Annotated in this window: 16 protein-coding genes and 1 tRNA gene; 11 read left to right on the forward strand and 6 right to left on the reverse strand. The window is 68.1% G+C overall.

Annotated features, from left to right (window positions below; translation table 11 throughout):
* The 4 genes from ABDV68_RS08035 to ABDV68_RS08050 all read left to right on the forward strand — a co-directional run.
* Positions 1–858 (forward strand): amino acid permease (locus ABDV68_RS08035; protein ID WP_343519286.1); only part of this gene is annotated, 858 nt, incomplete at its 5' end.
* Positions 855–1,727: an S-methyl-5'-thioadenosine phosphorylase gene (gene mtnP / locus ABDV68_RS08040; RefSeq protein ID WP_343519287.1), complete on the forward strand. Its 873-nt coding sequence runs from the start codon at positions 855–857 to the stop codon at positions 1,725–1,727. The genes ABDV68_RS08035 and mtnP, both read left to right, overlap by 4 nt.
* Positions 1,728–1,763: 36 nt before the next feature.
* The gene (locus ABDV68_RS08045; protein ID WP_343519288.1) at positions 1,764–3,359 is read left to right on the forward strand and encodes an alpha-amylase family glycosyl hydrolase; all 1,596 of its coding nucleotides are present in this window, start codon (positions 1,764–1,766) and stop codon (positions 3,357–3,359) included.
* Positions 3,359–4,369 (forward strand): glycosyltransferase family 4 protein, encoded by a 1,011-nt coding sequence (locus tag ABDV68_RS08050; protein ID WP_343519289.1) that lies wholly within the window; start codon positions 3,359–3,361, stop codon positions 4,367–4,369. Before ABDV68_RS08045 ends, ABDV68_RS08050 begins: the two co-directional genes overlap by 1 nt.
* On the opposite strand, the gene ABDV68_RS08055 is transcribed toward ABDV68_RS08050, so the two are convergent.
* The 4 genes from ABDV68_RS08055 to ABDV68_RS08070 form a co-directional block, all read right to left on the reverse strand.
* The gene (locus tag ABDV68_RS08055; protein WP_343519290.1) at positions 4,366–4,575 is read right to left on the reverse strand and encodes a DUF1289 domain-containing protein; all 210 of its coding nucleotides are present in this window, start codon (positions 4,573–4,575) and stop codon (positions 4,366–4,368) included. The genes ABDV68_RS08050 and ABDV68_RS08055 overlap by 4 nt on opposite strands.
* Complete coding sequence (locus ABDV68_RS08060; protein WP_343519291.1) at positions 4,575–4,982, reverse strand: Dabb family protein; 408 nt, start codon at positions 4,980–4,982, stop codon at positions 4,575–4,577. The genes ABDV68_RS08055 and ABDV68_RS08060 overlap by 1 nt, the downstream gene beginning before the upstream one ends.
* A 31-nt stretch (positions 4,983–5,013) precedes the next feature.
* A complete protein-coding gene (locus tag ABDV68_RS08065) occupies positions 5,014–6,387 on the reverse strand; it encodes a DEAD/DEAH box helicase (RefSeq protein WP_343519293.1) in 1,374 nt (457 codons plus the stop codon).
* An 88-nt stretch (positions 6,388–6,475) separates the two neighbouring features.
* Positions 6,476–6,952, reverse strand: a complete 477-nt coding sequence (locus tag ABDV68_RS08070; protein ID WP_343519294.1) for a hypothetical protein — start codon at positions 6,950–6,952, stop codon at positions 6,476–6,478.
* A gap of 80 nt (positions 6,953–7,032) precedes the next feature.
* Here ABDV68_RS08070 and ABDV68_RS08075 point away from each other — a divergent pair, with 80 nt between their 5' ends.
* Together ABDV68_RS08075 and ABDV68_RS08080 are read left to right on the forward strand one after the other, a co-directional pair.
* Positions 7,033–8,478, forward strand: coding sequence for an FAD-binding oxidoreductase (locus ABDV68_RS08075; RefSeq protein WP_343519296.1), 1,446 nt, complete (start codon positions 7,033–7,035; stop codon positions 8,476–8,478).
* A 31-nt stretch (positions 8,479–8,509) separates the two neighbouring features.
* The gene (locus ABDV68_RS08080) at positions 8,510–9,295 is read left to right on the forward strand and encodes a SapC family protein (protein ID WP_343519297.1); all 786 of its coding nucleotides are present in this window, start codon (positions 8,510–8,512) and stop codon (positions 9,293–9,295) included.
* 298 nt (positions 9,296–9,593) lie between these two features.
* Here the strand turns inward: ABDV68_RS08080 and ABDV68_RS08085 are convergent, their stop codons facing one another.
* On the reverse strand, positions 9,594–9,755 hold the full coding sequence (locus ABDV68_RS08085) for a hypothetical protein (RefSeq protein ID WP_343519298.1): 162 nt from the start codon (positions 9,753–9,755) through the stop codon (positions 9,594–9,596).
* Positions 9,752–10,591 carry an N-formylglutamate amidohydrolase gene (locus ABDV68_RS08090; protein ID WP_343519299.1) on the reverse strand — a complete coding sequence of 280 codons (840 nt, stop codon included), beginning with the start codon at positions 10,589–10,591 and terminating at the stop codon, positions 9,752–9,754. Before ABDV68_RS08090 ends, ABDV68_RS08085 begins: the two co-directional genes overlap by 4 nt.
* Positions 10,592–10,737: 146 nt before the next feature.
* On the opposite strand from ABDV68_RS08090, the gene ABDV68_RS08095 reads away from it, so the two are divergent.
* From ABDV68_RS08095 to ABDV68_RS08115, 5 genes are all read left to right on the forward strand, one after another.
* Complete coding sequence (locus tag ABDV68_RS08095) at positions 10,738–11,115, forward strand: response regulator (RefSeq protein WP_343519300.1); 378 nt, start codon at positions 10,738–10,740, stop codon at positions 11,113–11,115.
* A gap of 129 nt (positions 11,116–11,244) precedes the next feature.
* A tRNA-Val gene (locus ABDV68_RS08100) sits at positions 11,245–11,319 on the forward strand.
* A 130-nt stretch (positions 11,320–11,449) separates the two neighbouring features.
* The gene (locus ABDV68_RS08105) at positions 11,450–11,644 is read left to right on the forward strand and encodes a hypothetical protein (RefSeq protein ID WP_343519301.1); all 195 of its coding nucleotides are present in this window, start codon (positions 11,450–11,452) and stop codon (positions 11,642–11,644) included.
* 110 nt (positions 11,645–11,754) lie between these two features.
* Positions 11,755–12,588, forward strand: coding sequence for a diacylglycerol kinase family protein (locus ABDV68_RS08110; RefSeq protein WP_343519303.1), 834 nt, complete (start codon positions 11,755–11,757; stop codon positions 12,586–12,588).
* Positions 12,585–13,349: a metallophosphoesterase gene (locus tag ABDV68_RS08115; protein WP_343519305.1), complete on the forward strand. Its 765-nt coding sequence runs from the start codon at positions 12,585–12,587 to the stop codon at positions 13,347–13,349. Before ABDV68_RS08110 ends, ABDV68_RS08115 begins: the two co-directional genes overlap by 4 nt.
* Positions 13,350–13,356 lie beyond the last annotated feature (7 nt).

Raw genomic sequence — 13,356 nt, forward strand, 5'->3', positions numbered from 1 at the left:
GTCAAGATCGTCGCGCTCGCCGTGTTCGTCGCGGTGGCCTTGCCCTATTTCAACGGCGCCAATCTCGAGCCGTTCGCGCCGTTCGGCTTCGCCAAGACGATGTCGGCGGATGGCGTCGAGCGCGGAGTGATGGCGGCGGCGGCGATCATCTTCTTCGCCTTTTATGGATTCGATGCGATTTCGACCGCGGCAGAGGAGACCAAGAATCCCGGCCGCGACCTGGCCATCGGCATCGTCGGGTCGATGATCGCGTGCATCGCGATCTACATGCTCGTCGCGGTCGCGGCGGTCGGCGCCGTGCCCTTCGCCAGCTTCGCCAACAGCCCCGAGCCGCTCGCGCTGATCCTGCGCGAGCTGGGCCAGCCGCAAGTCGCGCGGTTCCTCGCCATTTCCGCAGTGATTGCGCTGCCCACCGTGCTGCTCGGCTTCCTGTTCGGGCAGAGCCGCATCTTCTTCACCATGGCGCGCGACGGGATGCTTCCGATCGCTCTCGCCAAGGTATCGAGCCGCGGCTCGCCGGTGCGCATCACCCTGTTCACCGCGGCGATCGTCGCGGTGATCGCGGGGCTGCTGCCGATCGACGAGATCGCCGCGCTCGCCAATGCCGGAACGCTCGCCGCGTTCACCGCGGTGGCCGTCTGCATGATGGTGCTGCGCCGCCGCGCGCCCGATGCGCCGCGCATGTTCCGCACGCCGCTCTGGTGGCTGGTCGGCGGGGGCGCGGTGCTCGGCTGCATCTATCTGTTCTTCAGCCTGCCCGCCAAGACGCAGCTGTGGTTCCTCGCGTGGAATGCGCTCGGCATCGTCATCTACTTCGCTTATGCGCGGCCCAGAGTGACGGCGAAGGGGGTCGAGTGAGCGGCTGGCATATCGGGATCATCGGCGGATCCGGGCTTTACGACGTCGAGGGGATCGAGGGCGGTGAATGGGTGGACGTCGTGTCGCCCTGGGGTGAACCCTCGGACGCAGTCTTTACCGGCCGGATGGGGCATGCGCGCGTCTCGTTCCTGCCCCGGCACGGACGCGGCCACCGCATCTCGCCGTCGGAGCTCGATAGCCGCGCCAATATCGATTGCCTGAAGCGGCTCGGCGTCACCGACGTGCTGTCGGTTTCCTCGGTCGGCAGCCTGCAGGAGATGCGCGCGCCCGGCACGTTCAGCGTGGTCGACCAGTTCGTCGACCGCACCAAGGGGCGGCCATCGAGCTTCTACGGCAGCGGCATGGTCGCGCATGTCTCGATGGCCGACCCGGTCTGCCCGCGCCTGTCGCGTCTGGCGACGGCGGCGGCGCGTGCCGCAGGTGCGGACGTGCATGAGGGCGGCACCTATCTCGCGATGGAGGGACCGCAATTCTCGACGCGCGCGGAAAGCCATCTCTACCGCAGCTGGGGCTGCCAGGTGATCGGCATGACCGCGATGCCCGAGGCCAAGCTCGCGCGCGAGGCCGAGCTGCCCTACGCGCTGGTCGGCATGGTCACCGACTATGATTGCTGGCGCGAGGAGGAGGCGGCGGTCGACGTGGCGCAGGTGATCGCGCAGCTCTCCGCCAACGCGGTCAAGGCGCGGGCGATGGTCGTCAATCTGCTGCGCGGACTGCCCGAGACCCGCGAGCCCTCGCCGATCGACACCTGCCTCGATACCGCGCTGATCACCGCGCCGCATGTCCGCGATCCCGAGCTGCTCGCGAAGCTCGATGCGGTGGCGGGACGCGCGCTGGCGGGCAGGTAACGGAACCGCCATCGCCGGCGGCGGTTTTTTGCCGCGATGCAAAATGCGAAGCGAGCGGTGCCCTGGTGGGAACGGGGCGTGGTCTATCAGGTCTATCCACGCTCGTTCCAGGACAGCGACGGCGATGGCGTGGGCGACCTCAACGGGATCGAGGCGCGGCTCGACCATATCGCCGGGCTGGGCGTCGACGCGATCTGGCTGTCGCCGATCTTCCCTTCGCCCATGGCCGATTTCGGTTACGACGTCGCCGACTATCGCGGGATCGAGCCGGTGTTCGGCACGCTCGCCGATTTCGACCGGTTGCTCGCCGAAGTGCATCGCCGCGGGCTCAAGCTGCTGCTCGACTTCGTGCCCAATCACAGCTCGATTGAGCATCCCTGGTTCGTCGAGAGCCGCTCGTCGCGCGATAACCCGAAGCGCGACTGGTATATCTGGCGCGATCCCGCGCCGGGGGGCGGACCGCCCAACAACTGGATCAGCGACATGGGCGGCTCCGCGTGGGAATATGACCCCGCCACCGGTCAATATTATCTCCACGCCTTCCTCAGGGAACAGGCCGACCTCAACTGGCGCAACCCGCAGGTGCGCGCGGCGATGGCCGATGTGCTGCGCTTCTGGTTCGATCGCGGGGTCGACGGCTTCCGCATCGACGTGCTGTGGCACATGGTGAAGGCCGAGGGACTGCCCGACAATCCGCTCAACCCCGATTATCGTCCCGAGCTCGGCGAGAAGCTCAAGCTGCTCCAGCTCCATTCGGCCAACCAGCCCGAGGTGCACGAGATCGCGGCGTCGTTCCGCAAGCTCGCCGACGAATATGGCGAGCGGCTGCTGGTGGGCGAGATCTGCCTGCCGCTCGACACGCTGATGCACTATTATGGCCGCGAGGCGCCGGGGGTGCATCTGCCCTTCAACTTCCAGCTGCTCGACGTGATCTGGGATGCGGAGGCGCTGACGGCGCTGATCACTGCTTACGAGGCCGCGCTGCCGCCCGGCGGCTGGCCCAACTGGGTGATCGGCAGTCACGACGCGCCACGCATCGCCGCGCGGCTGGGCGAGGCGCAGGCTAGGGTCGCGGCGATGCTGCTGCTGACGCTCAGGGGGACGCCGACGCTCTATCAGGGCGACGAGCTGGGCATCGGCAAGGTCGACATCCCGCCCGATCGGATCCGCGATCCGCAGGATCTGCGCCAGCCCGGCATGGGCCTCGGCCGCGACCGCTCGCGTACACCGATGGCTTGGGACGACAGCGCTTACGCCGGGTTCAGCACGGCCGAGCCGTGGCTGCCGCTGCATGGCGACTGGCGCACGCGCAACGTTGCCGCGCAGGCGGATGATCCGGGCTCGATGCTCAGTCTCTATCGTACCCTGCTCGCGCTGCGGCGGTCGAGCGAGGCGCTCAGCATCGGTGACTTCGCGCTTGCCAGGTGCGAGCGGGAGGTGCTCAGCTACACGCGTAGCTTCGGCGACGAGCGTGTGCTGGTCGCGCTCAACCTCGGGGGAGCGCGCCGACGCTATTCGCTGCCCGAGGGCGAGGCGGCCGAGCTGCTGGTGAGCACGCTCGCCGCTCCGTCGCCCCTTGGCGAACTTGCCCCGAATGAGGGCGTGGTCGTGCGACTCGGGCGATCGACCTGATGCGCATCGCCATGCTCGCGCCGATCGCCTGGCGCACGCCACCGCGCCACTACGGCCCGTGGGAGCTGGTCACCAGCCTGCTGACCGAGGCGCTGGTCGCACGTGGGGTGGACGTGACCCTCTTCGCCACGCTCGACAGCGTGACCGCGGGCAAGCTCGACGGCGTGGTGCCGGCGCCCTATTCGGAGGACCCGTCGGTCGACGCCAAGGTGTGGGAATATCGCCACCTCTCGCATCTGTTCGCGCAGGCCGACCGGTTCGACCTGATCCACAACCAGGCCGACTTCCCCGCCCATGCCTTCGCGCCGCTGATCGGGACGCCGCTGGTAACGACGATCCACGGCTTTTCGTCCGAGCGGATCCTGCCGATGTATGCGCCTTTTCAGGATCGCGTGCACTTCGTGGCGATCAGCGACGCCGACCGGCATCCTGCGCTGCGCTACGCCGCGACGATCCATCACGGGATTCGGCTCGAGGAATTCCCGTATGATCCGGTCGGGAGCGAGGATCTGCTGTTCTTCGGCCGCATCCATCCGGACAAGGGCGCGAAGGAAGCGATCGAGGTCGCTCGCGCGACCGGCCGGCGGCTGCACCTGTACGGCGTGGTCCAGGACCAGGGCTATTTCGACGAGGCGGTGAAGCCGGCCTGCGATGGGTCGATGGTCATCTATCACGGGCCGGTCGGCGGCGAGGCGCGGGTGCGCGCGCTGGGACAGGCGCATGCATTGCTCCACCTCATCAATTTCGACGAGCCGTTCGGGCTGTCGGTGATCGAGGCGATGGCGTGCGGCGCGCCGGTGATCGCGATGCGGCGCGGATCGATGCCCGAGTTGATCGACCATGGTCGCACCGGCTTTCTGGTGGGGTCACTGGAGGAAGCGGCCGAGGCCGTCGCGCAGATCGACCGCATCGATCGCCAGGCACCGCGCGGGGCGGTGGCCGAGCGCTTCACCGTCGATCGCATGGCCGATGCGTATCTTGCGCTCTACCGCAAGATCCTCGGCCGTTAGCTCGACTTCCTGCGCTCGATCCGGTCGAGAATCTCGCGCCGTCGCGCGTCGGTGGCGGTGGACCATTCGGCGATCTCGCCGAGCGTCCGGCCGCAGCCCTTGCAGAAACCGTCCTTCATGCGGCAGATGCTGACGCAGGGGCTTTCCACGCTCGGAAGGGGCGTGAAGTCGAGGAAATCGGAATCCTCGTCCGCCTCTCCCGGCATCAAACGTCCATGCTGTCGTAGACGACGACCTTGCTCCACAGCGGCTCGCATTCAGCGACGAACGCCTTGTGCAGCGGGTGGAGCTGATAGGCGAGCTGCGCCTCCTTGCTCTCGAACAGCATCAGCTCGGAGACGGCGAAGGAGTTGTCGACGACCGGGCGCGCCTCGGTTTCCGCCGGAACGCCGATACGGAGTTCCTTGATCTCCGCGATCGCGCGCAGCTTGCGCAATCCGGCGATGAGCTTGTCGCGATCCTGGATTGAACCGGGGTTCTTCAGCCAGAAGAATACCTGGTGGCGCAAATATCGCCGCGGCTCGTCCCCGGCCGGACTATGCGCCTCGGCCAGGCTTGCTGCCGATGCTGCGGCAATGCCGCCCATTACGGTCCGTCGGCTCACGCTGCCCATCCTCCAGCTCCTTTTTCGTCTCCCGATCCGGTCAGGCGGGAATCGTGAAATTGAGGAAGTCGGGGATCGGACCGTTCCAGCCCTGGTCCGGACCATCATCTGGCTCTTCACGGCGGCGATCGCGGCGCGGGCGATCGTCCTTGCGCGCATCGCGTGGCGTATCGCGCCGCGGTTCGCGCGGCTCTTCGGCCTTCTTCTCGCGCGGTTTGTCCTCGGTCTTGGGCTTGTCGGCCTTCGCCTTCCTGCCGCGGCCTTTCTTCTCTTCCTTGGGCTCGTCGCCGGCCGGCAGCTCGCCGATCCGCTCGATCTTGGTGCCCTGCAGCTTCTCGATATTCTCGATCGCCTCGGCGTCGGCCGAGCTCACCAGCGTATAGGCGGTGCCGGTCGCACCCGCGCGGCCGGTGCGGCCGATGCGGTGGACATAATCGTCCGGATGCCAGGGCGCGTCGAAGTTGAAGACGTGGCTCACGCCCTTGATGTCGAGCCCGCGCGCCGCGACGTCGGACGCGACCAGAATGTTGACGTCGCCCGCCTTGAACCGGTCGAGCTCGGCGATGCGCGACGCCTGGTCCATGTCGCCATGGATCTCGGCCGAGCGATAGCCGTGCTTCTTGAGGCTCTTGTTGAGCTCGCGCACCGTCGTCTTGCGGTTGCAGAAGATGATCGCGGTGCGCACGTCCTCGGCGCTGAGCAGGCGGCGCAGCGTCTCGCGCTTGGCGAACGCGCTGTTGGCGACCGGCACGAGGCGCTGGGTGATGTTGGTGTTGGTCGAGGCCGGACGGGCGACCTCGATCGTCTTGGGGTTCGACAGGAACTTGTCGGCCAGCTTCTTGATCGGCGGTGGCATCGTCGCCGAGAACAGCAGGGTCTGGCGGTTGGCCGGCAGCTTGGTGCAGATATTCTCGATATCGGGGATGAATCCCATGTCGAGCATGCGGTCGGCTTCGTCGATCACCAGCATGTTGCAGCCGGTGAGCAGGATCTTGCCGCGCTCGAACAGGTCCATCAGGCGGCCCGGCGTGGCGATGAGCACGTCGACGCCCTTCTCCAGCGCCTTGACCTGGTCGCCCATCTGCACGCCGCCGATGAGCAGCGCCATCGAGAGCTTGTGATGCGTGCCGTATTTCTCGAAATTCTCGGCGACCTGCGCGGCGAGCTCGCGCGTCGGCTCAAGGATCAGGCTGCGCGGCATGCGCGCGCGGCTGCGGCCCTGGGCGAGGATGTCGATCATCGGCAGGACGAACGAGGCGGTCTTGCCGGTGCCGGTCTGGGCGATGCCGATCAGGTCGCGCATCATCAGCACCGAGGGGATCGCCTGGCGTTGAATCGGGGTCGGGTCGGTATAGCCGGCCTCAGTGACGGCCTTCAGCAATTCGTCAGAGAGGCCGAGATCGGCGAAGCTCATCCAGATGTCCGGAAAAAGGGGCGTAAGCCCGCATTAAGTCAGCCGCGCGCATTGGGGAAATGGCGCGCAAAGTCAAGATAAGTTCAAGTCAGCGCGCGGGAATCAGCGTGCGGAATGCCTTGATCCGGCATTCCCCGCCGGAGCGCGACCGGAACATGTCGCGCTTGGCGCAAATCATGCCGTCCTTGGTCGGCTTGACGTAGAAACCCGAATAGAAGTCGAGCGCCGGGCATTCGTTGCCGAGCTTGGCACGCAGCCGCTTGCCCCCGGCGAGGAACAGGTCGACGCTGTCGGGGCGCGTGATCGTGGCGCCAGCCAGGCTCTGCATCTTGACGCATTTGTCCGCATCCTTCTCGACCCAGGCGATCGGCGGGAGCGGCGCAGCGGGGGCGGAGACACGGCGCACCGCATCGGGGCGCGGCACGCGAATCACGAAATGCTGCTGGATGCGGATCTGGGCCACCCGCGTCGTGCCGGTGTTCGCCTTGGGCGCGGCCTTGCGGGTCTCGCCCGGCGGGGCGAGCGGGAGCAACAGCGCAGCAGTGGCGGCAAGCAACAGATTCACCATCTCATCCTGCCCCATAGCGGACGGGCTTGAACAGTGGATGAATTGCCCGCCCTGTCGCCGAGTGGTAGCGGCGCGGCATGACTCCGGCCCAAGCGCAACTGATCGACGCCATGACGGCACGTTTCGGTGCCAAGGTGGCGGTCACCGGTGCCCAGGCGATCGCGCCGTGGCTCGAGGATTGGCGCGGCCGCTATCGCGGCGCCGCGGCGGCGATCCTGCAGCCGGATTCGCTCGAAGCAGTGGCGGAAACGGTGCGTCTCGCGGTGGAGCTGCGAGTGCCGCTGGTGCCGCAGGGGGGCAACACCTCGATGGTCGGCGGCGCCACGCCGCCCGCCGACGGCACGGCGCTGATCCTGTCGCTGCGGCGGATGAACCGCGTGCGGCGAGTCGATGCGGCGGCGAACCTGGTCGAGGCGGAAGCGGGGGTGATCCTCGCCGACCTGCACGAGGCGGCGCTGGCCGAGGGGCGGCGCTTCCCGCTGACGCTCGGGGCGAAGGGCAGCGCGACCGTGGGCGGGCTGGTCTCGACCAATGCCGGCGGCACGCAGGTGCTGCGCTTCGGCACGATGCGCGGGCTGGTGCTCGGGCTCGAGGCGGTGCTGCCCGACGGCAGCATTCATGAGGGACTCGCCGCGCTCAAGAAGGACAATCGTGGCTACGACCTCGACCAGCTGCTGGTCGGCGCAGAGGGGACGCTCGGCGTGGTCACCGCGGCGAGCCTGAAGCTGGTCCCGGCGGTGCAGGCCCGCGCGGTGGCGTGGGTGGGGCTGGCGTCGCCGCATGTCGCGCTCGACCTGCTGCGGATGGTCGAGGCGGCGACCGATACGATCGAGAGCTTCGAGATCGTGCCGGCGCATTCGCTCAACGCCGTGCTGACGCACATCCCCGGCACGCGTGCGCCGCTCGCCGGCGCGCATCCCTGGCACGTGCTGATCGAGGCGGTTGCGACGAGCGACCAGCAGGAAGCGCCCGCGGCGCTGCTCGAGCGGCTGCTCGGCCAGGCGCTCGCGTCCAATCTGGCGGCGGACGCGGTGATCGCGGCGAGCGAGGCGCAGGCCGAGGCGTTCTGGAAACTGCGCGATTCCATCTCCGAGGCCGAGCGCGCCAGCGGTCCGGCGCTGCAGCACGACATCTCGGTTCCGGTGGCGGCGATGCCCGATTTCATGATCGATGGCGCTCGCGCGGTCGAGGCGCGGTTCGCCGGCACGAGCGCGGGGGCGTTCGGGCATCTCGGCGACGGCAACGTCCATTTCCATGTCCGCGCGCCCGCGGGAAGCCCGGCGGACTGGGCGGCCCGCAATGCGGGGATCGTGAGTCCATTCGTCCACGACCTGGTGGTTGCGGCGGGCGGGTCGATCTCGGCCGAGCACGGCATCGGCCAGATGAAACGCGACGAACTGGCGCGGCTTTCCTCCCCTGCGCGAATGCACGCGCTCGCCGCGATCAAGCGCGCAATCGATCCCCTGAACCTGTTCAACCCCGGGAAGCTCGTTTCCCTTGCGCCGGAGCGTCGCGGCCAATAGACCGCGCCAGTCCCGAATCCAGGAGAGTTTCATGGCCAGCGCGCCGCAAGCACAGGGTCTTCCGCTTTTCTATAATGACCTCCAGCCGCTCTCGAGCGAGATCCACGGCAATTTCCGTATCCGCCGCGCGGACTCGGCGCCGTTCCTCGCCAAGCAGCATGCGATCCCGCTGACGGTGGAAGAGTTTCCGCTCGTCCAGCGCCACATGCCGATCGTCTTCTCGATCGGTGACGACGCGGTGCCGCTCGGGCTGATGGGCCTCAATGAGGGCGCTAACGTCTTCTTCGACGAGACCGGCAAGATCCGCGAAGGCGAGAACATCTATGTTCCCGCTTATGTCCGTCGCTATCCCTACATCCTCGCCCGGCTGCGCCCGGACGCCGAGGAACTGTCGCTGTGCTTCGATCCGACTTCGGACACGATCGGCGCGTTCGACGAGGGCGATGCGCTGTTCGAGGACGGCAAGCCGACCGAGCTGGTCCAGCAGATCCTCAAGTTCAACGAAGAGTTCGAGATCGCGGGTCAGAAGACCAACGCGTTCATCAAGGAGCTGGGCGACCTCGGCCTGCTGATGGACGGTGAGGTCGCGATCCAGCCCGAGGGCGCGGCGCAGCCCTATATCTATCGCGGCTTCCGCATGGTTGACGAGAACAAGCTCAACGATCTGCGCGGCGACCAGCTGCGCAAGATGGCGCAGAACGGCATGCTGCCGTTGATCTACGCCCATCTCTTCTCGCTCGGCCTGATGCGCGAGATTTTCGCGCGCCAGCTGCAGCAGGGCGGTGTCGCCCCGCAGCCGGTGGTGCCGGCCGCCTGACGACAGGCGCGCGCCCGGCCGCGATGGCGCGGCCAGGCGCGCCCTTGCCGCGCTGACCGCGGCGCCCAATATCCCGTGCACGTCCCCGGCGAGATTTTCCGCCGGATAGAACGGCTTGCGGGCTATTCCTCCTCAATTCGTCGCATTTCCGATTGTGGCCTTGAAGCCACGGTCAAGCCCCCCTATATTCTGTTCAGTACGGTTCCGTGTCCCCCCTTTCGCGGAGCCGTGCGGCACGCCCTCGGGCGTGTCTCCTCCCTGAACCTTGGCCGCCCGGTGGCAACACCGGGCGGTTTTTTTATGCCCGGACGAGAAGCGCGATGCCGCCGGCGACCAGCGCCAGCGAGACGACCGCGAATAGGATGGCCGCCGTAAGGCCGAAACGCCGGTGGATCGCGCCGACCGTTTCCTCCCACACCGCTTCGAGCACGCTCGACACGATCTCGGCGACCACGCTCATTGCGCGGCTGCAGCCAAGGGGAGCGCCTCGTCGGCCACCGCCTCGATGATCCGGCGCAGCAAGGTCGCGGTTGAAGCGAGGCCGGGGCCGGGCAGGTCGCGGCGGCGGTCGAGATAGAGCGTGCGATCGACCTCGATCTGGATCGCGTGGATCCCCGCCGCCGCATCGGCGTGGCGATCGAGCACATGGCCGCCGGCATAGGGTGTGTTGACCGCGCTGCGCAGGCCCGCGGCATGGACCGCGCCCTCGATCCGCCCGACGAAGCGCGCCGCCGCGGATCGCCCGAAACGGTCGCCGATCACGATCCGCGCGCTTCCGGCGGCGAGCGGGGGCATCGAGTGGATGTCGAGCAGCACCGCGACCCCGAAGCGGTCGCGTGCCGCCGCCAATGCCGCGGCGAGCGCGGCATGATAGGGGCGGTGATCGTTCTCGATCCGTTGGCGCACCTCCTCGTCGGCGAAGCGGCGGCGCCACAGATCGGCGGCGCTCGCGCGGCGCGGCATGAGGCCGAGGCCGCTCTTGAGCTTCAGCGACATCGCACTCTCGGGCATCGGTGCGGCGCCCTCGTCGACTCGCGGGTCGCGCTCATGTTCGGCGCGGTTGAGGTCGATCCATGCGCGCGCGCGGTTGGCAACGAACAGGGTCTCCGCTCCGCGCGCCGCGATCGCCAGTGTATCGGCGTGGCGATCCTCGAGCGGGAGCAGGCTGGCGAGCGGCACGCGCAGCGCCGCGCGCAGCGGCAGTGGATAGTCGCGCCCGGCGTGGGGCACCGACAGCACGACCGGCGATACGGGGCTGTCAGGGCCGAGACGGTCGAAGGACGGCGTGCTGCTCACCCGCGCGAGCCTATGCGCGCGCTGCGGGCAGGGCAACGGTGCGGACGGCTGGAAAATCTTAAGCCCTTGGCGCATAATCTGTGGCTTCGCAGACGCGCCGGATTCGCGCTGCGGCGGCACGGGCTCCGGCGCGGCAAGGGGTAGGAATGATCAGGATTCTTCTGGCTGAGGACGACCGGGTGATGCGCGAGTATCTGACTCGCGCGCTCGAACGTTCGGGCTATGCCGTCACCGCGGTCGACCGCGGTACCGCGGCGCTGCCCCTGATCGAGGCGGAGCAGTTCGACCTGCTGCTGAGCGACATCGTCATGCCCGAGATGGACGGCATCGAGCTCGCGCAGAAGGCCGGCGAGATCGCGCCCGACATGCGCGTCATGTTCATCACCGGCTTTGCCGCGGTCACGCTCAAGGCAGGCAAGCAGATTCCGTCGGCACGCGTGCTGTCCAAGCCGTTCCACCTGCGCGATCTGGTGCTCGAGGTCGACCGCCTGTTCGAGATGGAGCAGGTTCCGAGCAGCAACTAGTTTTGCTCCGCTCGTGCGGACCGATGCCGCATGCGGCGCAGCTGAATCTAAAAGCAAACGTTCCGGCGCTTGCAAGGGGGAGCGCCCCCCGCTAAAGCGCCGCTTCCCGAGATTCGCCGCAAGGCAATCGGGCGCGTAGCTCAGTGGTAGAGCACTGTGTTGACATCGCAGGGGTCGCAAGTTCAATCCTTGCCGCGCCCACCATTTCGAAAGCCCGCCGGTCGCGCGACCTGGCGGGCTTTTTCGTTTCGTCTCAAGCGGATGCGACGGACGGAGGATCGATCGCGACGGCGGCTCGTTCAACCATCACGAGCGGGGGCACCAGGAGGATGCCATGAACGAACGCGAGCAGAACCAGAACCCCGGCGGCCAGCAGAACCAGCAGCGCAACCAGAATATGGATGAGCAGCAGAACCAGCAGCCGCAGCGCCAGCAGGATGGCGGGCAGCAGGGTGGCCAGCAGCGCGACGAGATGGAGCGCGACGAAATGGACCGCGACGAGGACGAGGGCGGTCAGCAGCAGCCCTGAGTCGTCGATCCGGAACGGACCTTTGAAGGGGCCCTTCGGGGTCCCTTCTCTTTTGTGCGGCGCGGGCGGAAGGATGCGGCGCGATCGGGAGTCATGCGTTAGCAGGCGGTATGGAGCGGCTGTGGTTCATCACAAATCCCCATTCGGGGTCGGCGACGCGCGAGAAGTGCGAGGCGCTGGAGGCGGTGTTCGAGGAACGCGGGCTGACGCTCGCCGGACGGACCGAGTTCCCGGATGCGGAGATCCCAGGTGAGGCGGAGCTTGCGGCGGCGCGGGTCGACACTGTGGTGCTGTTCGCCGGTGACGGGACGATCAACGCGGCCTTGTGCGCGCTGGCGGACTGGGAAGGCGCCTTCCTGATCCTGCCCGGCGGGACGATGAACCTGCTCGCCAAGGCGCTGCACGGCGATGTCGAGCCGGCCGACATCATCCACGTTGCGCATGACGGCGCGCGCAAGGTCGCCTTGCCCTACGTCGAGGCCGGGCCGCACCGCGCGTTCGTCGGGCTGATCCTCGGCCCTGCGGCGCATTGGGCTCGGGCGCGGGAGGCGGCGCGAAAGGGACGCGTCTCGCGCGTGCTGGGCGCGATGCGCACCGCGTGGCGGCGCACGTTCGGCAAGGGCATTCGCGTCGCCGGGGTGCCGGGCATGCGCGGACGCTATCAGGCGGTGTTCGTCGCGCCCGCCGCCAACGGCCTTGAGGTCGCGGCGATCGACGCGCGTGATTGGGCCTCGATCGCCGAACTCGGCTGGAACTGGCTGACCGGGGACTGGATCGCCGCGCGCGCGGTGACCGAGCGGCGTGCCGAGCGGCTGCGCCCAATCGCGCGACGCCCGGTGCTCGCGCTGTTCGACGGCGAGCCGGTGACACTCGAGCCCGATGCCGAGGTGACCGGCGGCATGACTCATCCGGCCTTCATCGCCACGCTGGGGGACACCGCATGATCCGCCTGTTCCATGTCAGCGACATCCATTTCGGCGCGGAGGACCGTGCCGCGCTCGACTGGTTCGCAGGGTTGGTACGCGACGAGCAGCCCGATGCGGTAGTGATGACCGGCGACCTCACGATGCGCGCGCGCGCACGCGAGTTCGAGGCGGCCGCCAAGTGGTTGGAGCAACTCGGGCGGCCGGTGACGGTCGAGGTCGGCAACCACGACCTGCCCTATTTCAACCTGTGGGCGCGCTTCTTCACCCCCTATCGCCGCTACCGTGCCCTCGAGCGGATGATCGAGCGGCCGCTTGATCTCGACGGGGTGACGATCGTGCCGCTCAAGACCACGGCGCGCTTCCAGTGGCGGCTCAACTGGTCGAAGGGCCATGTCAGCATGCGCGCGCTGCAGGAGGCGCTGGCGCTGGTCGAGGCGGCGCCGCGGGGGCATCGTGTCTTCATCGCCTGCCACCACCCCCTGGTCGAAGCGGGGACGCGCAGCACCTCGCGCACGCGCGGCGGTCGGCGCGCGCTGGCGGCCTTGGCGCAGGCGGGGGCAGCCGCGGTGCTGACCGGGCACGTCCACGATCCCTTCGACGTGCGGCACCCGAGCGGGAGCGGTACGGTGCGGCTGATCGGCGCGGGAACCCTGTCCGAACGCGTGCGCGAGAGTCCGCCCTCGTTCAACGAGATCCGCATCGGCGGCGCCGAGATCGAGACGATCGCGCGGATCATGGGCGCGACGCCCGATCAGGCGCTGTCGCCGCCGTCCGCCTGAACAACGA

The organism is Sphingomonas sp., assembly GCF_039595165.1.
Taxonomy (GTDB): domain Bacteria; phylum Pseudomonadota; class Alphaproteobacteria; order Sphingomonadales; family Sphingomonadaceae; genus Sphingomonas.